Source organism: Bradyrhizobium sp. AZCC 1588 (assembly GCF_036924735.1).
Taxonomy (GTDB): Bacteria; Pseudomonadota; Alphaproteobacteria; order Rhizobiales; family Xanthobacteraceae; genus Bradyrhizobium.
On sequence record NZ_JAZHSC010000001.1, the window covers coordinates 5,490,826 to 5,511,298 of the forward strand.

Below are 20,473 nucleotides of genomic sequence, written 5' to 3' on the forward strand. Positions count from 1 at the left end.
GCGGACATGCTGAAATTTCCGCGAACCATCAGGCTGGACCCGTCAGATACCTTCGTCTTCGAACGGGCGGCGGAACCCGGCGAATGGGCGGTTTCCGGCGCGTTCGTTTTTTGGAACCGGGATCCAGCCACGCTCGGCCAAAAGCAGCGTGTGGCGCTGCGTTCCGGCTTTCTCGGGATCGACAGTCTCGGATGGTCGACCCTTGCCGTCGTCACCGAAGCGAGCGAAGCGGAACGGGAGGCGATGATCGAGCGGCTTGCAAGCCAGTTGCTGGAGAAATTCGGGGCGCCCGATGCGGATGCCGCGCGTCTTGCCGCCGAGGAAGAGATCGCGTTCGCAGCTTCCCTGTGCGAACATCCGCCGCAGACGCTGCTTGCTGTTCAGCGCAGCATCGAAAACGGCGAAATCCGCGAACGCTTTCGTACCCTTAAAGCCCGCCCGGCTGCCGCGGATGCCGACCGGTTGCACGCCCATGCCAGCGCCTTTACCTTCCATGAAGTCGAAGGCGATGTTGAACCTGCCGAAGAGGTCGATCTTCTCGGGCTGATCAGGACCGACGCCAGGACGACGGATCGTACATGAGAGAATTTTGGGTCGCCTCGGGCCATCACCTCACGCGCCGCGCCGATCACGGCGGACTGGTCGCGACGCCCGAACTCATCATGGCCTATCTGGCGCGGCCCGAATTGATGCCGCCGGCCGATGCCTGCGAGGCCGAGCGCCATCTGCATGCGAGTCTGATGGCCGATCCGCTGCGCCCGGTCTCGAACGCAGATATCGCCGCGCTCGCCGATGCCGATGCGCGCGAAAACTGGTCCTTCATGGTGAATTTCCGCGACCGGCTGATGGCGGCGCCGTCGCTGGAGGCGGTCTATGTCGCGCTCGCCCGCAAGGGGGCCGGCGATCTGCCGCCGATCTTTCTGTCGCAATTGTGCCACCTGATCCTGCGCAACGCGCTCGAAGGCTGCAACGACCCTTATATGTTGCGTGCCGCGGAGCTGTTCTATCGCGGCCAACTGGCCGCCGTTCACGAAGGCACGTTGCTGCTGGCCGATGCGGAAGTCATCGAAGCGGAGCAGCATGCCCAGCACGACCTGCATTCATCGCCGCTCACGGCCATGCTGCAGCAGCCGAAGTCGTTCGGCGAGATGGACGTCATGGACGACGAAAACGCCTGGACCTACTGGTCGCGGTCGGATGCGCATGCGATGGTGATGAACATCGGCGGCAACAAGAAAGCGCGGGCCGGGCTTTGCCGTGTCATCGAGCGGTGGATCGCTCATCTGCTCGGCATCGCCGTCAGCGTCGAAACCATCGCCGCGATCGAGGATCGCGACTGGCGCTGGTTCATCGGCCTCGACAGCGAGGCGACGCGGATCGGCAATGCGCTGTGGCGCGGCGAGCGGCTGGAGGGCGGTATTGGCGAACGTATCGTAGCGCTGATGCGCCTGAGATTCGAAGATGCGCGGCTGGTGGACGAGAGGGTTGGCGACAAGCCGGTCTACCTCATCCTCGCCATGGGCGCGGACAAGGTTGTGAGACTAAAGCCGCAAAATCTGGTCGCGGGGTTGCCGCTGGCCGCGGCCGCGAATGCCACATGATCCACCGAATGGAGGATGGGACATGGCGATGACGGAAGCATCCCGCGAGGTCGGCGTGGTGGTGCGGCGCCGTTCGATCGACAATCCCTGGATCGACCAGTTGTGGTCGCCGGCAATGATCCTGGATGAGGTACCCGCGACCGCACCCTGGACTGCGCTGTCCACCGAAGCCGATGCGACGATTTATTACGCGGGCTCGGCCAGCATCGATCTGTTCAGCTCGGAGACGGCGAATTATCGCGACAACCTTGCCGACGGCGAGCCGCGAATCTGGGTCGCGTTGCGGCGCCAGGACGGTGGCCCTGAGCTTGAGCTGACGAAAGTGACCGCCGACCCGACCGAAGGGGAGGCGATGTTCGAAAGCGGCTGCGACGTGATCGGCACCGTGCCGATGCCGCCTGAGATCGCGTCATGGATTGCCGCCTTCGTCGATCGATTCCATGTCGAGCGCGTCTTTCACAAGCGCAAGCGGGATCGCGCCAGCGGCGATCGGCCGCGCGTGCCGGGCGGCGGGCCGGACGAGAAGATGGGTCGCAAATGAGTGGTCCGGACGAAGCCGATCGGGACAAGGGCTTTCTGGCGCGATGGTCGCAGCGCAAGCAGGAAGCCAAGCAGACCGAGCCGAAGCGGGATACGCCGGCTGCCGAAAGCGGCGATTCGTCAGCTCCACCTTCAGCGCAGCCCGAAGAGGTCGTGCCGGAGTTCGATCTTTCGACGCTGCCAAACCTCGAGGAACTGACGGAGACCAGCGATATCACCGCCTTCCTTCGCAAAGGCGTTCCCGAACACCTGCGGAATGCGGCTTTGCGAAAATCCTGGGCGCTGGATCCCGCGATTCGCAACTATGTCAGCCCGGCGCTCGAATATGCCTATGACTGGAATACGCCGGGCGGGGTGCCCGGCGGCGGCGAGCTCGGCGCAGGCGTCGACGTGGCGAGGCTGGTCGCTCAAATCATGGGCGAATCCAGGGCCGAAACAACCAGTTCCGACGCAAATTCCGGAACCGAGGTGGCAGGTTCTGCGGTGGAGCCGTTCGAAGGCGACCTGCCAGCCAAACCGCAAAAGGACCTCCCGGAGGGGTCTCTGAGACGGTCTGAGGAAGCGGCAGCGGAAATGGAAGGCGCTGCAAAGGCGAAAGACCATGTCGAGGAACCCGCGTCGACCCACGAGCCCCGGTCGGCGAGACCTGCTGCACCGCAGCAGCCACTGCGACGTCATGGCACAGCAAAACCAATCGTTTAGACAAAAGTATTGCGGACATAGGCGAGGCCTATGCTACTAATTTTCTCCCTGGAATAATTCCAGTTCTAAAGTGTGTGCCTGAATAAGAGGCACACAGGCGGGCGGGGAGAATTCGGTAGCACCATGCGTGATGCCGGGCTGGAACTAGCAATCAAGGCAGCAGGCGGCGTCGGGTCGCTGGCGCGAGGGCTCGGCATTGCGCAGCCCTCCGTTTCCGCATGGTCGCGCATTCCCGCCGAGCGGGTTCTCGCGGTCGAGACGCTGACGCAGGTGGACCGTTTCGCTCTGCGTCCCGATCTCTACGGATCGTCCGAGGATCAGGTGACATCGAAATCCGAAATCGACGAGATCGACCAACTGCGTGCCGCGGAATACGGGCTGTTGTCGTTGCTGCTCGGCAAGGCGCCGGATGCGGAAACGCTGCAACGGGTTGCAACGCTGAAGGGCGACGGATCCGATCTCGGCATGGCGCATGTCGAACTCGCATCTGCCGCTGCGGCGACGGATGATCGCGCCGTCAGCAAGGAGTTCTTCGATCTCTTCATCGGACTCGGCCGCGGCGAACTACTGCCCTATGCCTCCTACTATCTGACCGGCTTTCTTCACGAGCGTCCGCTGGCGCGGGTGCGCGAGGATCTGCGTGCGCTCGGAATCGAGCGCGCGGGCACCTCGCGGGAGCCGGAAGACCATATAGCTATCCTGCTCGAGGTCATGGCGGGCCTCGCACGCGGCGACTTCGAAGCCGAGTTCACCGAGCAGGCGCGCTTTTTCGAGCGTCATCTCAAGCCGTGGGCGGCGCGGATGTTCGCCGATCTGGAAATGTTGCAATCGGCGCGCTTCTACCGCGCCGTCGGCCGCACCGGCCGTGTCTTCATGGAATTGGAATCTGAGGCCTTCACGCTGTCCGAGTGACGGCGATGAGGCAACGTGACAAGGAGAGAACGCAATGAGCAAGCCATCTGACGGTAAGTCACCGACCACAGGAGTGGATCGGCGCAGCCTGTTTCTGATGGGCGGTTCGGCGGTCGCTGCAGCAGCCGTTGTGCCGCTTGCGGGCAGCGAGGCGGCGGCGGACGAGTCGCAGGCCGAGCGCGTCAAGCCGCGCTACAAGGAAACCGATCACGTCAAGAATTTCTATCGCGTCAACCGCTACTGATGGGACCACGCACATGTTGATGAAGCGAAGAGACGGATCCGCGGGCAAGGCGCGTTTGCAGGGTATCGCCGCCGGCCTCGCGTCGGGAGTTCTCGACCGCCGTACGTTTCTGCGGCGGTCCGGTCTGGCGGCCGGCGCGGGCGCCGCGATCGGCCTGATGCCACTCGGCTCGGTGCGCAAGGCGCAGGCAGGGCCCGAGAAGGTCGGTGCGCCCACCGAAATCAGAAAGAATATCTGCACGCATTGTTCGGTCGGTTGCACCGTGATCGCCGAAGTGCAGAACGGCGTCTGGGTCGGCCAGGAGCCGGCCTGGGACAGCCCGATCAACCGCGGCTCGCATTGCGCCAAGGGCGCAGCCGTGCGCGAACTCGTCCATGGCGACCGCCGGCTGAAATATCCGATGAAGCTGGTCAACGGCGAGTGGCAGAAGATCTCGTGGGACCAGGCCATCAACGAGATCGGCGACAAGATGCTCGAGATCCGCGCCAAGTCGGGCGCCGATTCGGTCTATCTGCTCGGCTCCGCGAAGTTCTCAAACGAGGGCGGCTATCTGTTCCGCAAGTTCGCGGCGTTCTGGGGCACCAACTCGATCGACCACCAGGCCCGCATCTGTCATTCGACCACCGTCGCCGGCGTCGCCAACACCTGGGGCTACGGCGCGATGACGAATTCCTACAACGACATGCGCAACTCGAAGACGATCGTCTTCATGGGGTCGAACGCTGCCGAAGCGCATCCGGTTTCGTTGCAGCACATCCTTTCCGGCAAGGAGCTGAACCGCGCCAACGTGTTCGTGCTCGATCCGCGCTTCACCCGCACCGCAGCGCATGCCACCGAATATGTCCGCTTCCGCGGCGGCACCGACATCGCGGTGATCTGGGGCATGTTGCACCACATCTTCAACAATGGCTGGGAAGACAAGGAATTCATCCAGCAGCGCGTCTACGGCATGGACCAGATCCGCGCCGAAGTCGCGAAGTGGACCCCGGAAGAGGTCGAACGCGTTACCGGCATTCCCGGCGAGCAGTTGAAAAAGGTCGCCGAGACCTTTGCCAAGCAAAAGCCATCGGCCTTTGTCTGGTGCATGGGCGGCACGCAGCACACGGTCGGCACTGCCAACGTCCGCGCCTACTGCAACCTGCTACTGGCGACCGGCAATGTCGGCGGCTTCGGCAGTGGCGCCAACATCTTCCGCGGCCATTGCAACGTGCAGGGCGCGACAGATATCGGCCTCGATATCGTGACGCTGCCGCTCTACTACGGCCTCGTCGAAGGTGCCTGGAAGCACTGGGCACGGGTCTGGGAGGTCGAATACGACTACCTGCAGTCGCGCTTCGACGAAGTCCCGGCGAAGGCGGGCCGTCCGGCGCGCACCCGCAAGCAGAACATGGAGCTGCCGGGCATCCCGTGGACCCGCTGGTTCGATGCGACTCTGTCCAACCCTGATGACGTCGACCAGCGCGATGCCGTGAAGGGCGTGGTGGTCATGGGGCACGGCGGCAATACCGTGCCGCGCATGACGGAAATGGTGAAGGGTCTCGAGAAGCTCGAGCTGCTCGTGGTCGCCGATCCGCATCCGACAACCTTTGCCGCGATCTCCGAGCGCAAGAACGGCACCTACCTGCTGCCGGCCTGCACCCAGTTCGAAACTTCCGGCTCGCGCACGGCGTCCAACCGTTCGCTGCAGTGGGGCGAGCAGATCGTCAAGCCGATCTTCGAATCGAAGGACGACTACGAGATCATCTACCTGCTCTCCAAGAAGCTCGGTTTCGCGGATCCGATGTTCAAGAACATCAAGGTGGAAAACAATCATCCGTCTGCCGAAGACCTGCTCCGCGAAATCAACCGCGGCGGCTTCTCGACCGGCTATTCCGGCCAGTCGCCGGAGCGGCTGAAGGCGCACATGAAGAACCAGGGCAAGTTCGACCTGGTGACCCTGCGCGCCAAGGCCGACGAGCCGGAGATCGGCGGCGACTATTACGGCCTGCCGTGGCCGTGCTGGGGCACGCCGCAGATCCGGCATCCGGGCACGCATACGCTCTACAACACCAACCTGCACGCCAAGGATGGCGGCGGCACGTTCCGCGCGCGCTTCGGCGTGGTCTACGAGGAGAAGCAGCCGGACGGCTCGGTCAAGAAGGTCAACCTGTTGTCCGAAGGCTCCTACAGCAAGGGGTCGGAGCTCACCGACGGCTATCCCGAGTTCACCTATGGTGTGCTCAAGAAGCTCGGCTGGGACAAGGACCTGACCGCGGACGAGCTTGCGACCATCAACAAGATCGGCGGCAACAACCCTGATGGCGTCGGCTGGGCGGTCGATCTGTCGGGCGGTATCATCCGCGTCACGCTGGAGCATGGCGTGATGGCGTATGGCAACGGCAAGGCCCGCGCGGTGGCGTGGAATCTGCCGGATCCCGTGCCGGTGCATCGCGAGCCGATCTACACCGCACGGCCCGATCTCGTCGCGAAATATCCGACGCGTCCGGACGGGCGTCAGTTCCGCATGGCCAATGTGGGCTTCTCGATCCAGAAGGCCGCGGTGGAGAAGGGGCTCGCCAAGCAATTCCCGATCATCCTGACTTCGGGACGCCTCGTTGAATACGAAGGCGGCGGCGAAGAAACCCGATCCAACAAATGGCTCGCGGAATTGCAGCAGGACATGTTCGTGGAGGTCAACACCTCGGATGCCGCCGAGCGCGGTATCAAGGATGGCGGCTGGGTTTGGGTTTACGGTCCGGAAAACAGCTCGAAGGCCCGCGTCAAGGCGCTGGTCACCGACCGCGTCGGCAAGGGGGTGGCGTTCATGCCATTCCACTTCTCCGGCTGGTTCCAGGGCGTCGACCAACGCGGCAAATATCCGAAGGGCTCAGACCCGATCGTGCTGGGCGAAAGCGTCAACACGATCACGTCCTACGGCTACGACCCGGTCACCGGCATGCACGAGGGCAAGGTGACCCTGTGCCAGATTCAAGCGGCGTGAGAGGAGAATAGATCATGGCTCGCGTCAAATTTCTTTGTGATGCCGACCGTTGCATCGAGTGCAATGCGTGCGTGACCGCCTGCAAGAACGAACATGAAGTGCCGTGGGGCATCAATCGCCGCCGCGTCGTCACCATCAATGACGGCAAGCCCGGCGAACGCTCGGTCTCCATGGCCTGCATGCATTGCACGGATGCGCCGTGCGCCGCGGTCTGCCCGGTGTCGTGCTTCTACACCACGGCCGACGGCGTCGTGCTGCACTCCAAGGATCTGTGCATCGGCTGCGGTTACTGCTTCTACGCCTGTCCGTTCGGCGCGCCGCAATATCCGAAGGTCGGCAACTTCGGATCGCGCGGCAAGATGGATAAGTGCACCTACTGCGCGGGCGGGCCGGAAGCCGACTCCACCCCGGCCGAATACGCCAAATACGGCGCCAACCGTCTGGCCGAAGGCAAGCTGCCGATTTGCGCCGAGATGTGCTCGACCAAATCACTACTCGCCGGCGACGGCGCGATCATCGCCGAGATCTACAAGGAGCGGGTGATGAAGCGCGGCTATGGCTCCGGCATGTGGGGCTGGAAGACCGCCTACAGCGATTCGCCGACCGGCTGATGCAACGGCCGCCGCGCTTCGGCGCGGCGGCATCAGGGTAATTCCGATAACCGAAAGGCGTTGTGCAAATGCCAGGCTCTCTTTCAAATCTCAAATTCGCGGTTTTCAAGCCGCTGCTTGCCGCGCTCGCGCTGTTGTTCGTGTTCGCACAGCCTGCGGCCGCACAGATTTCCTTCAAGCCGACCGCCGAGGCCGTTCAGGAAGACAAGCTTCTGAACGCGCTGAAGGAGGGCGACAAGATCACCGGGCGCGTATCTATCCCCGACAGAACTGCGGCCAATCTGATCCAGCCCGCAGGGCGCGACTGGCGCGATTTCCAGCGCAGCAAGCTGCCCTGGATCGGCGGCATCTCCATTCTCGGAATGCTGGCTGCGCTCGCGATCTTCCTGATGGTGCGCGGCCGAATTCGCGTCGAGGACGGGTTTTCGGGCAAGACGATGCTGCGGTTTGCCAGCTTCGAACGCTTCACCCACTGGCTGACGGCAAGCTGTTTTATCATCCTGGCGCTCTCGGGTCTGAACGTCAGCTTCGGACGCACCCTGGTCCTGCCGCTGTTCGGCCCGGACGCCTTTGCGGCCATGTCGGCCTGGGCCAAGCTCGCGCACAACTACCTGGCATTCCCATTCATGCTGGGTCTTGCGATCATGTTCGTGATCTGGATCAAGGATAATATCCCCGGAAAGCTGGACATTGACTGGATCAAGCAAGGTGGCGGTCTTTTCTCAAAGGGAGGGCACCACACGCCAGCCAAGCGCTTCAATGCCGGTCAAAAGGGCATTTTCTGGATCGTGATCATCGGCGGCGTGCTGATGTCGGTGTCAGGCTGGTTCCTGCTATTCCCGTATCTTCCGGGTAACGTCACGGCGCTCCAGTTCTGGACCGTGATCCACGCCGTGATCGCGATGCTCTTCATCGCCGCCATGCTGGCGCACATCTATATCGGCTCGATCGGCATGGAGGGGGCGTTTGACGCAATGGGAACCGGTGAGGTCGATCTCAACTGGGCCAAGGAGCATCACGCGATCTGGGTCAAGGAACAGCAGGCAAAGGGCGAAGCTCCATCGGATGGCACGGCCCGCGCAGTACCGGCCGAATAGTCCGGTCAGGGCAAGCAAAACGTGAGGAAGTGACATGAGATCCTTTATTGCGGCCCTGGCGTTTGCCATCGTCGCTGCCGTCGGCGTCGCGATGGTGCTCAACAACATTCAGCAGTCGAGCTCCGTCGCCTTTACGACCACGGGCGCCAGGGTCAGCGATCCCGGCCATAATCTGACCGGCCCGGGCTGACGCTGGCGGTGGGCGTGCCTGACGTCACGCTGGTGTGGCCGGTTGAAATTCGCCTGCCGAAGGATCGCCGCACGTTGCGCGTTGCTTTTGACGATGGCCGCACATTCGATCTCTCCGCCGAGTTGCTCCGGGTCACCAGCCCGTCGGCCGAAGTGCAGGGGCATTCCGAGGCCGAGCGCAAGACCGTCGGCGGCAAACGCAATGTCACCATTCTTTCGGTCGATCCTGTCGGCAATTATGCCGTCAGAATAGGGTTCGACGACATGCACGCGACCGGCATCTACTCCTGGGTGTTTTTGCGTGATCTCGGTGAGAATGCCGAGCGGCGCTTTCAGGACTACCTCGACGATCTGCAGGCCAAGGGGCTCGACCGCGACAGGCCGGGCGTACGCTGAGGGCCGGCAGGAATGGCATCCAGCGATTCGGCGAAAGCTTCACGTCGCAAGGCAGGCCGGTCGGCGCTTCTGGCGCTTGCGGCCGTGCTGATCGCGTTGCCGATCGGCGCAACGGCCGCCGTCGCGCAACTGCGCGGGCATGGCGGGCCGGTTCGGGCGCTGGCGATCTCGGCCGATGGCCAAAGCGCGATCTCCGGCAGTTTCGATTCAACCGCGATCCGCTGGTCGATGACGCGCAATGCCGCCGAGCAGGTGCTTCGTTTCCATTCCGACGCGATCAACGCGGTCGCGCTGCTCGGGGCGGGACGCGCAGCGACCGCCGGCGCTGACGGTCGCATCGCCATATGGACCTTTGGCAAGGCAGAGCCCGACGCGGTACTCGAAGGCCACACGGCGCCGATCGTGGCGCTCGCCGTATCGCCTGATGGCGCGACGCTCGCGTCGGCCTCGTGGGATCACACGGTGCGGCTCTGGCCGCTCGCAGGCGGCGCGCCGCGCGTGCTCGATGAGCATACGCAGAACGTCAACGGCGTGGCGTTTACGGCCGATGGCAGCACACTGGTCAGCGTCAGCTACGACCTCAGCGTCCGCATCTGGCCGCTGTCGAGCGCGCAGCCGCCGACCGTCGTTCCGATGCCGACACCGCTCAACGCCGTGGCCGTAGGCCGTGACGGTGAAATCGCGGTCGGCGGTGCCGACGGCAAGGTTTACTTCCTGACCGCCGTCGGCGCGCGCGCCGGCGAGGTTGCGGCAGGGCCAAGGCCGGTGATTTCGATTGCGATTTCACCTGATGGCGCGCATGTGGCCGCCGCGGGCATCGGTGGTACGGTCGCGGTGATCGACCGCAAGGCGCGTACGCTCGCGCGCACGCTGGTCGGCCCGGGCCTTCCGGTCTGGTCGGTCGTATTCGCACCCGACAGCCGCACGCTGCTCACGGGCGGCGCTGACAACATCATCCGGCGCTGGAACGCCGCAACGGGCGAGCCGGTCGATCCGCTTCTCGTGGAAACGGCAGGAGATCCGCTCGCCGCCTATGCCGGCGATCGCGGCGCGGAGGTCTTTCGCGCCTGTGTGGCCTGCCATACGCTTGGTGCCGATCAGGTCAACCGCGCAGGCCCCACGCTCGCCGGCATCTTCGGCCGACGAATTGCAACCGAGCCCGGATATAATTTTTCCGAAGCGCTCAAGCGCCTCGATATCGTCTGGACGCCGGAGACGGTTTCCAAACTGTTCGAAGTCGGGCCGCAGGCCTACACGCCCGGCACCAAGATGCCGGAGCAGCGCATCGGCTCGGAGCAGGACCGCGCCGCGCTGGTGCAATTCCTCGAGCGGGCGACCAGACGATAGAGCGGCGCGGCGTAGCGGCTATTCCGGCTTCGTATGTTTCTCGGGCGCCGAAAAGACCAGCGACATATCCTCGAACTCCTCGATCGGAAGCCTGGTTACGCCCGCGGAGGCCGGAGATTTCTTCGACAATGCCACGCCGGTGGTTACGGTAGAACGTTCATTGGAAATTGAGTACGAGCGCATCGTGGTTGCGACAGCGAGCAGGGCGACTGCCACGAATCCGGAAATCAACAGACGCTTCATGGAAAACTCCGTTGGCTCGATATGCAGTGTGGCTTGCACCACTGCATTACGGCCAACGGTCACGCGCGAATGTGGTCTGCGTCACCTATCACGATCTTGTTTTTGACGATCGGGCCGGTTCCCTTGCGCGTAACAAAACGCGCGTCCTGCTCACGGAGCAGGACGACGGCCGGTTCGCGGGTTGAGCGGACCCGTTGGTCGGCGCCTCAAGGCTTCCGGCAAGAACTTTTCGTCCGGAGCGGCAACGGCGATAGAGCGAACGTCCGCCGCGGATTGGGCGCGTTCGTGCTCAGTCTGATTGTCCTTGAACCTTCGCTTGACGTCGAGGCCACCAACGGGATCGTTGACGCCGTGTTGAATGTCCCTGAAGTCGTCCACAAGATCCTCCCCGACTTCCATAAATCCGCACGTTCGGGAAACGCGGACCGGAGAGTCAGGTTCCTCCTGCGTCCGTCGGAAGGCGCCGTTAAATTGAAGCATTGAATGGAACCGGCAGTGCCACGCCCAATTGACTCCAGGTGAAGCGAGATGGAGCGGCAGATGAGCGACAGCACCGTCAAGAAGGTATCCAGCAAGACCGCACCCAAGGGAACGATGGGTCAAACCTATCTCGTTTCCGGCAAACACCTTTCGATGCGCTTATGGGAAAACGAACAGCCGCACACCGACATATCCCGGCCGAGAGATTACGAAACGGTGGGCTATGTCGTGAATGGACGTGCTGAACTTGTTATCGAGGGCCAGACGATAAGGCTGGAGCCGGGCGACTCGTGGCTGGTGCCTGCGCATGCCGAACACAGCTATCGCATTCTCGAACCATTTACGGCCGTGGAAGCGACCGCGCCGCCCGCGCAAGTGCATGGCCGCGACGAAGTAAAAGCGTAGTCGCACACAACAGATTTTGGGAGAACGTGATGGGACTCGAAGCAGTCTATTTCATCGGAGCGTTCGTGCTTCTTACCGCGCTGATCTATGGGACGCTGAGCTATCGTTATCGCAACAGGGCTGCGACGCGGGCCGGCGATGAAATCGTGAAGCAGCGGTATCGGGAGAACCAGGGCTGAGGTCGGGAAAAATTCGATTCTCTAAGGGGAGCATCTTCGTAACCCGGATGACGCTTCCTCATCCGGGTAATGACTCTACATCCGACTACGACGATCTACATCCGACTTCGCTGGACTGCGGGCATCACAGCACGTCTTGCGCGTCCTCGGCGCCGAGTGGGGTCTTGTAACCGCCGTCGCGACCGGGGACGCTGACATGAATCTCGTGCCCTTCGCGCATTGCCAGCGACGCGGCGGCGACGGCCGCTTCGAAGGCTGCTTCCTTCGTGTCATATCTATTCTGCGCATTCCCGTCATGGAGGACCGTCCAGCCGTCCGGCTCGGAGACGATCATGTATTCGGCCAATCCCATCGGAGCCTCCCTTGCGGTTCGCAAGGCCAACGTCGAGACGGTTGCCGGGTTCCGATCGCGTGACCGCTTTGGCAGGGCGTTACGCGCGCTGTGCCGGGCTCCGGGGACATCCCTGCAGGGGACGGTCAGGTTTTCGGGGGACGTCCACGCTTGGCAAATGTCAGTCCCTGCATGTCGGCCGCGTTCTGTAGAAGACCTGCGCGCTTCAAAGCTTCGCTTCGTGCAGGACCATGAGGCATGGCCCGCGCCTTCTCCAGCGCTGCCAGCGCTTCGGAATGCAGGTCCCGTTGGGGCCGATCTTCGACCTTTTTCTTGTCCATTCGGAAAGATTAGGAGGCGGGAACATCGCCTGTCTGTACGATTCTAGACGTTGGAACCCTGATCCACCGATTTATCGGAACTAAATCCCGTGCATTCCGCTTCCAATTCTGGAGGTGTCCAAATGAGCAAGGAAAAGCCCACCGATGATCCGCGCCAGCAGACCGACTGGGGATCACACAAGCAGACTGACAAGCCGTGGAAAGAGAAGCCGGAGAAGGAGCAGCGGTCGTCGTCGAAAGTAGACTTGGAAAAGTGGCATGAGACCAACACCCATTAGCCCGGCGCTGCGGGATAAATGGAGACGCTGCAGATGCTTGAAGAGAAATTGAAGGAAGCAATCGTTGCTGAACTGAAACGGCAGGCAGCGAATGATCCGCGGGCGCTCAGCATCGATGACTCCGAAGGCCTCGTCGTCAAGGGCAAGATCGATTTGGACGATCTGACGATGGTGATCGCGGGAGCTGTTGCCGGAGGACCGTGAGCGTTTCCGCACAGGCTGCCATCCGCTACTGCAGGAACGGAGATTGTCGCCGGACGTTCTTTCAAAAATGGTTGGACGCAAAGATGACGGAACCGCTGCCTCTGTTGATAGAGAGTTCGATTGAAATCGCCTGGGACTATCTCGAGCGTACGGGAGAGTTGGGTGATGCGATGGTGGCCGGCCGCTTCCTCAGCGACACGATAGAATTGATGGTGCGGCGTGGCGAGCGGCGGCGGTTGATGCTGGCCAACAAGGCAATCGCGGCCTATCAGCAATTCAGGCGGCAGCAGTCCGAACATCCGGTGCTCGCCTCGGCCTGATGGCGTCTTGTATCGGAACCCGCCGCGTCCGAGCATCTCCGATGTCAGATCGTCGCAAGGCGAGCCGAGATGCGTCGTGGTTCGCGCCGTCATGCCGCCGGCGATATCACCACGACGCGTGAGCCTTCGATCGCGAGCCCGGTGGAGATTCCTGCGATGCCCGTGCCGATGACGACGTCGTCGCATTCCGTCCATCCACAGCGACCTGCTGCGCGATCGGCGAGCGATAGATCAATCCCCGGGCACCCCGCGATCAGGCATGTCACATTAGCTCGATCAGGCGTCGGGCATCGGCCGGCGCGGCGCTCTTCTGGTCATTATCGAAATAGACGAACACGTCGCAGCCCTGCCTTTTCCAGGCCCTGATGCGACGGGCCCAACCGGCAAGGGCGGCCTCGCCATAGTGATCTCTATAGCGGCCGCCGGGCCCATGCCCGCGGACGTATACGAAATCGGCGGTGCGCTTCCACGGCGCCGGTGCGTCATGATGATCGGAAATGCAAAGCGAGACGTTTTGCTCGCGCAGCAGCCGGATGATCCTGGGCTCGTACCAGCTCGGATGCCTGAATTCGAAGCTGTACCGGCGCTTCTTCGAAAGCAGCTTGAAGAACGAGGCAAGCCGGTCGGCGTTGGCCTGGAAATTCGGTGGTAGCTGAAACAGCACCGGTCCTGCCTTCCTGCCGAGCAGGGAGAGGCGGCTTTCGAGCAGTTCGAGGCTGTTGACCGAATTCTCCGAGAGCCGCTTCCAATGCGTGATGAATTTGGATGCCTTCCAGGCGAATACGAAATTGCTTCCCGTCTGCGCGCGCCAGCCCTTTACCGCTTCCGGCGTCGGCGTCCGGTAAAACACCCCGTTCAGTTCGGTGGTCGGGAATTGATCGGCGTAAAATTGCAATTGCTCCTTGAGCGGCAGTCCCTCGGGAAAGAACGGCCCGCGCCAGGAATCGTAGTGCCAACCCGACGTGCCGATCAGGACCCGCGGCATGGCATCACGGCTTCACGACGACCTTGATGAAGCCGTCCTTCTTGGGATCGCAGCAAGCGTCGCTATTGCCATGCCACGCCAGCGCTTTCATTCCAAAGTCCTCCGTATCGGTTGATGATGAGAATGATCGGCGATGCTGAGTTGTTCCGGCATCGGATCAGTGTGAGCAACCAGACATGCGGCAGAGGTGACTGCGGCGGAGTGGCTGCAGCCATTTCGACAACGCGACCTGAGTGAGCATCAGGCGTGGTCCGGCGCCTCTTCGAGGTCGTCCAGCTCCACGAGAAAGGCCAGCAGCAGGTCTTCCCGCGGCTGCGCGGCATCCCGTGCAGCTTCCCGGTACAGGGCAATTTCGTTCTCGGTCGAGCGTCGGGCCCGGAGCCGCGCCTTGCCATCCCAGAGAGGTGCACCGTTCGAGGTCAAGCCGGCGATGTCCTGACGCAGCCAATGCTCGTGACAAAGCTGCTGGGATTCCCGCAAGTTCTTGGCTTCGAAAGCGAGGGTGGGTCTTCCGCCGATATCCAGGGTAAAAATCGCGGGCAGCAACGTCATCCAAGTCAAGCCATATGTCTGATGAAGGGGCCGACGGCGCTGAAGGCCACACGTGCGCAGGAGATTCCGATCCGCATCGCAGTTCGCGTCAGGTTCATGCCGGTGGCCTGATGTTGTCTGTCAGGCGGTTGAGTTCTTTTGAATCGAGCGGATCTGCAACGAACCTGATTTCGGTAGCGTTACATTTTGCGCATTCGAAGGTTCGCTTTTCGGAACGGTCGGCACCCAAGACAACGTTGGCCAATCGCATTCGAGTCAGACATCTGACGCAACGCGGGCATTCGATGGGTAAGAGGGCGGCGAACATCTGGCTAACCTCGTTGCGAGACTAACCCCCCCGACGAGCAGTCGTCTGTCTGATCCCTGACATATGCCCTTGCTGCGACGCGGAGCGAAACGCAGGAGAATTTCCTGCAGTGCGAAAGGTGGCCGAACCGCCGGGATCGAAAGCGGGGTGCAAAGGAACCATAGGGAGTATCGCTGATTGATACGGAGCTGTTGCGGGACTAGCAGAGATGGCGAAGAAAGCGAAGAAGCGCAAATACTCAAAGGGCGCGGCAAAGAAGGTAGGCCGCGCCATGAAGAAGCGTAAAGCCGGCACGCTGAAGAGCGGTCGATCCGGCAAGAAGGTAAAGAGCAGGAAGCAGGCGATCGCAATCGGCCTGTCCGAAGCCCGGAAAAGGGGCGCCAAGGTGCCCAAGAAGCGTTCGAAGAAGAAGTCTTAGTCCAATCGGGCCAGATCAGCGGCGGGATACGCTACCATCCAATCGTCAAGCAATTCATCCCCGAAATCGTCGAGTGCACGAGGCCGATAGCGCTCGGGATTTCGGGACGGCGACATTTTTCGGCTTCGGGGAAACGTTGGCTTTCGTGTCATCGGTCTACGCCGCTCCGTCGGCGCCCCCGTCCGCAGGACGACCATTAGAACGGCGAGCGGTTGACCAGGGTTCCTGTTACCCCGCGCAAAATCAACGGGGACGTCTCTACCGGCTTTTCCCAGATCAAACCTGCGCATGCTGCCCGCCGGGACGTGAAATTCGGCTCAACGCCGCACCGGTCCTATTGCCGCTTTGCACCAGCGCGATGTCGCCCAGCGCAATGATGCCGACGAGCCGCTTGTCGCGATTGAGCACGGGCAGGCGACGGACCTGGATGTCACCCATGTTGGCGCACACCTCGTCGAGATCCTGGTCTTCGTAACAGTACTTGACGTCGGCCGTCATCACGTCGCCGACCCGCGCCTCCGGGCCTCGGCCCATGCCGATCCCGCGGATCGCGATATCGCGGTCGGAAATCATGCCGACCAGGCGTTCATTGTCCGTTACCGGGAGCAACCCGACACCGAGCGCCGCCATGGCCTGCGAGGCGTCTCTTAACGTGTCATCGGGAATGCAGAGTTGAACCTCGGGTGTCATCGCATCGGAAACTTTCATGTGAGTCTCTCCGCTTGCCGGTTCTTCACCCGCTAACAGGCACGTCGGATCGCTGTTCCAGTGGGACAAATGAAATAATCCGACACTGGTGGAGAGACCTCAGACGAGCCCGAAGTCTCTCCTCGATTGTCCTACCAGCGGTTGCTGTCCACGCCGACGCCCACGCTTACGCCAGGCGCCCGGAAACCAACGCCGGCTCGCGGCCCGTCGTCCCAATCGCGATCGCGATAGTATCGACGCTCGATATATCGCTCGCGCGGTGCATAGGCGTATGAATCGCGGACGATGACGCGGCTGCTGCCGCGGGTGCGATAACAGCGTCCGCTATCGTCACAGACCATGCGGACCTGCTGTATCAGGTCGGAGTTTTTGTATTCGCTGTCGGTGTAGATGTCAGACGCATTTGCACTGCCTGTCAGGAGCAGACCCGTGCCGGCCAGAAGGCCGATTGCGATCTTCCTCATAAGTTCCTCCTCGTTCGAATGCTGCCCGCGGGCACAAAGCGTCGCACCCACTTTGGTTCCGGGAGCTAAGTCAATGGAGGAGAAAGTTCCGATAGACGCAACCAGCCAGAAATTCGCGCGTTGGGCCACATGGAGCACCGAATATGACCTCTGAAGCGAAACCCCGCATTTCTCACAACGCACTTGTTCTCATCGGCGATGGCCAAAAGGCCCTCTTTCTCCGTAACAAAGGCACCCCGCAGCAGCTCAATCTGGAAGTCGAGCACGTGCTTGAGCAGGAAAATCCGGCAACACGCGAACAGGGAACCGATCGTCCCGGGCGCTCCGTCCAGAGCGTCGGCGCGGCCCGAAGCGCAATGGAGCAAGCCGACTGGCATTATATCGCCGAAGAGCGGTTCGCTGGCACCATTGCCGACGCGCTCTATCGGCTGGCCCATGGCAATCATTTCGACAAATTGGTTGTGGTCGCACCGGCAAAAGTTCTGGGCAATCTTCGACAGGCTTTTCATGCCGAAGTGGCGGAGCGGGTCGTGGGCGAGATTCCGAAGCAACTAACTTCCCATCCGATACCCGATATCGAAAGGCTGATGGCGGCCTAGCTCTCGCATGTCCCGGACGCGGCGCAGCGCTTAGCGCTGCACTGCAGAGCCGGGACCCACCGCCGCAGCGTGTGGACCCCGGATCAGCAGCGCACCACGCCGCTACGGCGGCGCGCTGCGCAGCATCCGGGGAACGCCGGCCACCGACGGTTCAGTTTTGACTTAGGTCACCGGACCAGGATTGAACAGCGCGAGCGCGTTGGTCAGCTTCCAGTGTTCGGCCCAGGTCTCGCGGCCGCTCGCCACGTCGAGGATCAAGCGGAATATCTCCCAGCCGACGTCCTCAATCGTCGCATCGCCGGTCGCAATGCTGCCGGCGTCGACGTCGATCAAGTCGTGCCAGCGTTGCTTCAGCTCGCTGCGGGTCGAGACCTTGATAACCGGCACGGCGGCAAGTCCATAGGGCGTGCCGCGGCCGGTGGTGAAGACATGCAGCGTCATGCCGGAGGCCAATTGCAACGTACCGCAGACAAAATCGCTTGCCGGAGTCGCCGCAAAAATCAGCCCTTTTTGGCTGGCGCGTTCGCCCGGCGCCAGTACGCCCGCGATCGGGCTGGTGCCGGACTTGATCACAGAGCCCATCGCCTTCTCGACGATGTTGGAGAGGCCTCCCTTCTTGTTGCCTGGCGTGGTGTTGGCGCTGCGGTCGGCTTCGCCGCCGGCGAGATAGCGGTCATACCAGGCCATCTCGCGCACCAGCGCGTCGGCAACGTCCTGGGTCGCCGCGCGCGGCGTCAAAAGATGGATCGCGTCGCGCACCTCCGTCACTTCAGAGAACATCACAGTGGCGCCGGCGCGCACCAGCAGATCCGCAGCAAAACCCAGTGCAGGATTGGCAGTGACACCCGAGAAGGCATCGCTGCCGCCGCATTGCATGCCGACCACCAGCGCCGAAGCCGGGCAGGTTTCACGGCGGCGCTGGTTCAAAATCTTGAGGCGCGCATCGGCCATCTGCACGATATCCTCGACGATCTCGCCGAAGCCTGTGAGGCCTTCGTCCTGCATGCGCATGATTTCGTCATCGGCGCTCATGCCCTCGGGCAACAGCAGTTCGGGCTGCAGCTTCTCGCAGCCGAGGCCAACGATCATCACCTCGCCGCCGAAATTGGGATTGCGCGCCAGGTTCTGCAGCGTGCGGATCGGGACCGCGGCGCCCGGTGCGTTGATCGCAACGCCGCAGCCATAGGCATGCGTGACCGCAACGACGTCGTCGACGTTGGGATATTTCGGCAGCAGCTCCTTGCGAACCCGCTCCAGTGCGAATTCGACCGTGCCGGCGACGCATTGCACGCTGGTCGAGATCGCGAGGATGTTGCGGGTGCCGACCGAACCGTCGGCATTGCGATAGCCTTCGAACGTGTAGCCTTCCAGCGGCGGCAGCCGGATCGCGCCGCCGTTCGGTCTTGGCAGATTATCGAACGAGGGCGCGTCGGGCATTTGCACCAGCGATTCCTTGACCCAGCTACCTTTGGCGATCGGCGTTGCGGCATGGCCGATGACCTCGCCGTAGCGGCGAATGGCTTCGCCTTCTCCGATATCGGCGAGGGCAACCTTGTGGCCTTGCGGGATCTGTTCGATCAGCCGCAAACCGCACGAGAACTCAGCGCCCGGATGCAGACCTCCGCGGTTCGCGACGATCGCGACATTATCGTCCGCGTGCATGCGGATGTAGAGCGGTTTCGCGGTCACAGGCTGCATATCGAATCCTTGTTCGCGGGCGGTATCAGACAACGCGTAGCTGCGCTGTGTGAGTGAGGCAATCAAGGTCAAACCGCGCGCGTGATCAAGCAGCCGCCGGGCAAAACGCCGGGCGGTGAGGGCACCTGCCTCCTGTGGGAAGCAAATGCTCGGCTGACGGGGCGCGGGTTTGGAACCAAATAGTAAAATAATATGACTAGTCAGGCCTAATCTTCCGTGAAATATTCCCCGCGCTGCCGCCAATGGACAGCGCTAAAGGTGCTTCGATACCGATTTCGGTGATGCAAGGCACCCTGACAACATTTTTGGGAGAATGCGCCTCATGACCTCCAAAGCCCTCCTTGCGGCCACCGCTCTGGTCGCCATCACCCTCTCGCTCCCGGCAACCGCCGCTGAATTGACCGTCGGCTTCTCCCAGATCGGATCCGAATCCGGCTGGCGGGCGGCGGAGACTTCGGTCTCCAAATCGGAGGCAGCCAAGCGCAAGGTCATGCTCAAGATCGCCGACGCCCGGCAGAAGCAGGAGAACCAGATCAAGGCGATCCGTTCCTTCATCGCCCAGGGCGTGGACGCGATCTTCCTCGCGCCGGTCGTGTCGAGCGGCTGGGATGCGGTGTTGAAGGAGGCCAAGGAAGCCAAGATTCCGGTCGTGCTGCTCGACCGTGACATCGATCCGTCGGGCAAGGAGCTGTATCTCACTGCCGTCACCTCGGACAGCGTGCATGAGGGTGCGGTCGCCGGCGAATGGCTGGCGAAGACGGTAGCTGGGAAAGCATGCAACGTCGTCGAGCTGCAAGGCACGGTCGGCGCGAGCGTCGCGACCAACCGCAAGAAGGGTTTTGACGGCGTCGTCGCCAAGAACGCCAATCTGAAGGTGGTGCGCAGCCAGACCGGCGACTTCACCCGCGCCAAGGGCAAGGAGGTGATGGAAAGCTTCATCAAGGCCGAAGGCGGCGGCAAGAATATCTGCGCGGTCTATGCGCACAACGACGACATGATGGTCGGCGCGATCCAGGCGATGAAGGAGGCCGGCCTCAAGCCCGGCAAGGACATCCTGACGGTCTCGATCGATGCGGTGCCTGATATCTTCAAGGCCATCGCGGCCGGCGAGGCCAATGCCACCGTGGAGCTGACGCCGAACATGGCGGGGCCGGCACTGGACGCCATCATGGCTTACAAGGCGAAGGGAACGGTGCCGCCGAAATGGATCCAGACAGAATCGAAGCTCTACACGGCGGCCGACGATCCGCAGAAGATCTACGACAGCAAGAAAGGCCTCGGCTACTGATCGGCCGACGCTATGCCGCCGGGTCCCAAGCCAGCCCCGGTCCCGGCGGCAAAA

The 20,473-nt window shown here is 62.3% G+C and carries 27 protein-coding genes; 20 read left to right on the forward strand and 7 right to left on the reverse strand.

Going from position 1 to position 20,473, the window contains the following annotated elements; all coding sequences use genetic code 11:
* Positions 1-6 precede the first annotated feature (6 nt).
* The 12 genes from V1277_RS25495 (at position 7) to V1277_RS25550 (ending at position 10,619) form a co-directional block, all read left to right on the forward strand.
* A complete protein-coding gene (locus V1277_RS25495; protein WP_334418682.1) occupies positions 7-582 on the forward strand; it encodes a DUF6505 family protein in 576 nt (191 codons plus the stop codon).
* Entirely contained in the window at positions 579-1,601 is a 1,023-nt protein-coding gene (locus tag V1277_RS25500) for a DUF6352 family protein (RefSeq protein ID WP_334418683.1), read from the forward strand. Before V1277_RS25495 ends, V1277_RS25500 begins: the two co-directional genes overlap by 4 nt.
* Before the next feature lie 28 nt (positions 1,602-1,629).
* Positions 1,630-2,142: a DUF3305 domain-containing protein gene (locus V1277_RS25505; protein WP_028348823.1), complete on the forward strand. Its 513-nt coding sequence runs from the start codon at positions 1,630-1,632 to the stop codon at positions 2,140-2,142.
* The gene (locus V1277_RS25510; protein ID WP_334418684.1) at positions 2,139-2,843 is read left to right on the forward strand and encodes a DUF3306 domain-containing protein; all 705 of its coding nucleotides are present in this window, start codon (positions 2,139-2,141) and stop codon (positions 2,841-2,843) included. The genes V1277_RS25505 and V1277_RS25510 overlap by 4 nt, the downstream gene beginning before the upstream one ends.
* Positions 2,844-2,966: 123 nt before the next feature.
* Positions 2,967-3,755, forward strand: a complete 789-nt coding sequence (locus tag V1277_RS25515) for a molecular chaperone TorD family protein (protein ID WP_334418685.1) — start codon at positions 2,967-2,969, stop codon at positions 3,753-3,755.
* Between the two features lie 34 nt (positions 3,756-3,789).
* Positions 3,790-3,999 (forward strand): hypothetical protein, encoded by a 210-nt coding sequence (locus V1277_RS25520; RefSeq protein WP_334418686.1) that lies wholly within the window; start codon positions 3,790-3,792, stop codon positions 3,997-3,999.
* A gap of 13 nt (positions 4,000-4,012) precedes the next feature.
* Positions 4,013-6,979, forward strand: a complete 2,967-nt coding sequence (locus tag V1277_RS25525; protein WP_334418687.1) for a formate dehydrogenase subunit alpha — start codon at positions 4,013-4,015, stop codon at positions 6,977-6,979.
* Between the two features lie 14 nt (positions 6,980-6,993).
* A complete protein-coding gene (fdh3B, locus tag V1277_RS25530) occupies positions 6,994-7,590 on the forward strand; it encodes a formate dehydrogenase FDH3 subunit beta (RefSeq protein ID WP_028348819.1) in 597 nt (198 codons plus the stop codon).
* A 68-nt stretch (positions 7,591-7,658) separates the two neighbouring features.
* Positions 7,659-8,687 (forward strand): formate dehydrogenase subunit gamma, encoded by a 1,029-nt coding sequence (locus V1277_RS25535; RefSeq protein WP_334418688.1) that lies wholly within the window; start codon positions 7,659-7,661, stop codon positions 8,685-8,687.
* Positions 8,688-8,721: 34 nt separating this feature from the next.
* On the forward strand, positions 8,722-8,877 hold the full coding sequence (locus V1277_RS25540) for a hypothetical protein (protein ID WP_334418689.1): 156 nt from the start codon (positions 8,722-8,724) through the stop codon (positions 8,875-8,877).
* Positions 8,878-8,891: 14 nt separating this feature from the next.
* Positions 8,892-9,272 (forward strand): DUF971 domain-containing protein, encoded by a 381-nt coding sequence (locus V1277_RS25545; RefSeq protein WP_334418690.1) that lies wholly within the window; start codon positions 8,892-8,894, stop codon positions 9,270-9,272.
* Between the two features lie 12 nt (positions 9,273-9,284).
* Positions 9,285-10,619, forward strand: coding sequence for a c-type cytochrome (locus V1277_RS25550; RefSeq protein WP_334418691.1), 1,335 nt, complete (start codon positions 9,285-9,287; stop codon positions 10,617-10,619).
* Between the two features lie 18 nt (positions 10,620-10,637).
* On the opposite strand, the gene V1277_RS25555 is transcribed toward V1277_RS25550, so the two are convergent.
* The gene (locus tag V1277_RS25555) at positions 10,638-10,862 is read right to left on the reverse strand and encodes a hypothetical protein (RefSeq protein WP_334418692.1); all 225 of its coding nucleotides are present in this window, start codon (positions 10,860-10,862) and stop codon (positions 10,638-10,640) included.
* A 540-nt stretch (positions 10,863-11,402) separates the two neighbouring features.
* Between V1277_RS25555 and V1277_RS25560 the strand changes: the two genes are divergently transcribed.
* Both V1277_RS25560 and V1277_RS25565 read left to right on the forward strand, forming a co-directional pair.
* Positions 11,403-11,747 carry a cupin domain-containing protein gene (locus V1277_RS25560; protein WP_334418693.1) on the forward strand — a complete coding sequence of 115 codons (345 nt, stop codon included), beginning with the start codon at positions 11,403-11,405 and terminating at the stop codon, positions 11,745-11,747.
* Positions 11,748-11,776: 29 nt separating this feature from the next.
* The gene (locus V1277_RS25565; protein ID WP_156795607.1) at positions 11,777-11,926 is read left to right on the forward strand and encodes a hypothetical protein; all 150 of its coding nucleotides are present in this window, start codon (positions 11,777-11,779) and stop codon (positions 11,924-11,926) included.
* Positions 11,927-12,050: 124 nt separating this feature from the next.
* Here V1277_RS25565 and V1277_RS25570 read toward each other — a convergent pair whose 3' ends face one another.
* Positions 12,051-12,278: a DUF2188 domain-containing protein gene (locus tag V1277_RS25570; RefSeq protein WP_334418694.1), complete on the reverse strand. Its 228-nt coding sequence runs from the start codon at positions 12,276-12,278 to the stop codon at positions 12,051-12,053.
* Between the two features lie 442 nt (positions 12,279-12,720).
* Here V1277_RS25570 and V1277_RS25575 point away from each other — a divergent pair, with 442 nt between their 5' ends.
* From V1277_RS25575 to V1277_RS25585, 3 genes are all read left to right on the forward strand, one after another.
* A complete protein-coding gene (locus V1277_RS25575) occupies positions 12,721-12,876 on the forward strand; it encodes a hypothetical protein (protein WP_176722019.1) in 156 nt (51 codons plus the stop codon).
* An 18-nt stretch (positions 12,877-12,894) separates the two neighbouring features.
* Positions 12,895-13,080 (forward strand): hypothetical protein, encoded by a 186-nt coding sequence (locus tag V1277_RS25580; RefSeq protein WP_334420550.1) that lies wholly within the window; start codon positions 12,895-12,897, stop codon positions 13,078-13,080.
* An 83-nt stretch (positions 13,081-13,163) separates the two neighbouring features.
* Entirely contained in the window at positions 13,164-13,400 is a 237-nt protein-coding gene (locus V1277_RS25585) for a hypothetical protein (protein WP_057847844.1), read from the forward strand.
* 262 nt (positions 13,401-13,662) lie between these two features.
* Here the strand turns inward: V1277_RS25585 and V1277_RS25590 are convergent, their stop codons facing one another.
* Positions 13,663-14,385 (reverse strand): DUF72 domain-containing protein, encoded by a 723-nt coding sequence (locus tag V1277_RS25590; protein WP_334418695.1) that lies wholly within the window; start codon positions 14,383-14,385, stop codon positions 13,663-13,665.
* Between the two features lie 240 nt (positions 14,386-14,625).
* The gene (locus V1277_RS25595; protein ID WP_334376308.1) at positions 14,626-14,937 is read right to left on the reverse strand and encodes a hypothetical protein; all 312 of its coding nucleotides are present in this window, start codon (positions 14,935-14,937) and stop codon (positions 14,626-14,628) included.
* Positions 14,938-15,452: 515 nt separating this feature from the next.
* Here V1277_RS25595 and V1277_RS25600 point away from each other — a divergent pair.
* Positions 15,453-15,662 carry a DUF6496 domain-containing protein gene (locus tag V1277_RS25600; protein WP_057847722.1) on the forward strand — a complete coding sequence of 70 codons (210 nt, stop codon included), beginning with the start codon at positions 15,453-15,455 and terminating at the stop codon, positions 15,660-15,662.
* 276 nt (positions 15,663-15,938) lie between these two features.
* Here V1277_RS25600 and V1277_RS25605 read toward each other — a convergent pair whose 3' ends face one another.
* Both V1277_RS25605 and V1277_RS25610 read right to left on the reverse strand, forming a co-directional pair.
* On the reverse strand, positions 15,939-16,370 hold the full coding sequence (locus tag V1277_RS25605) for a CBS domain-containing protein (RefSeq protein WP_334418696.1): 432 nt from the start codon (positions 16,368-16,370) through the stop codon (positions 15,939-15,941).
* 131 nt (positions 16,371-16,501) lie between these two features.
* The gene (locus tag V1277_RS25610) at positions 16,502-16,834 is read right to left on the reverse strand and encodes a hypothetical protein (RefSeq protein ID WP_334376307.1); all 333 of its coding nucleotides are present in this window, start codon (positions 16,832-16,834) and stop codon (positions 16,502-16,504) included.
* 143 nt (positions 16,835-16,977) lie between these two features.
* Here V1277_RS25610 and V1277_RS25615 point away from each other — a divergent pair, with 143 nt between their 5' ends.
* Entirely contained in the window at positions 16,978-17,433 is a 456-nt protein-coding gene (locus tag V1277_RS25615) for a host attachment family protein (protein ID WP_334376306.1), read from the forward strand.
* Between the two features lie 162 nt (positions 17,434-17,595).
* Here the strand turns inward: V1277_RS25615 and garD are convergent, their stop codons facing one another.
* Positions 17,596-19,131 carry a galactarate dehydratase gene (gene garD / locus V1277_RS25620; protein WP_334418697.1) on the reverse strand — a complete coding sequence of 512 codons (1,536 nt, stop codon included), beginning with the start codon at positions 19,129-19,131 and terminating at the stop codon, positions 17,596-17,598.
* 322 nt (positions 19,132-19,453) lie between these two features.
* Here garD and ytfQ point away from each other — a divergent pair, with 322 nt between their 5' ends.
* Positions 19,454-20,419, forward strand: coding sequence for a galactofuranose ABC transporter, galactofuranose-binding protein YtfQ (gene ytfQ, locus V1277_RS25625; protein ID WP_334418698.1), 966 nt, complete (start codon positions 19,454-19,456; stop codon positions 20,417-20,419).
* Positions 20,420-20,473 lie beyond the last annotated feature (54 nt).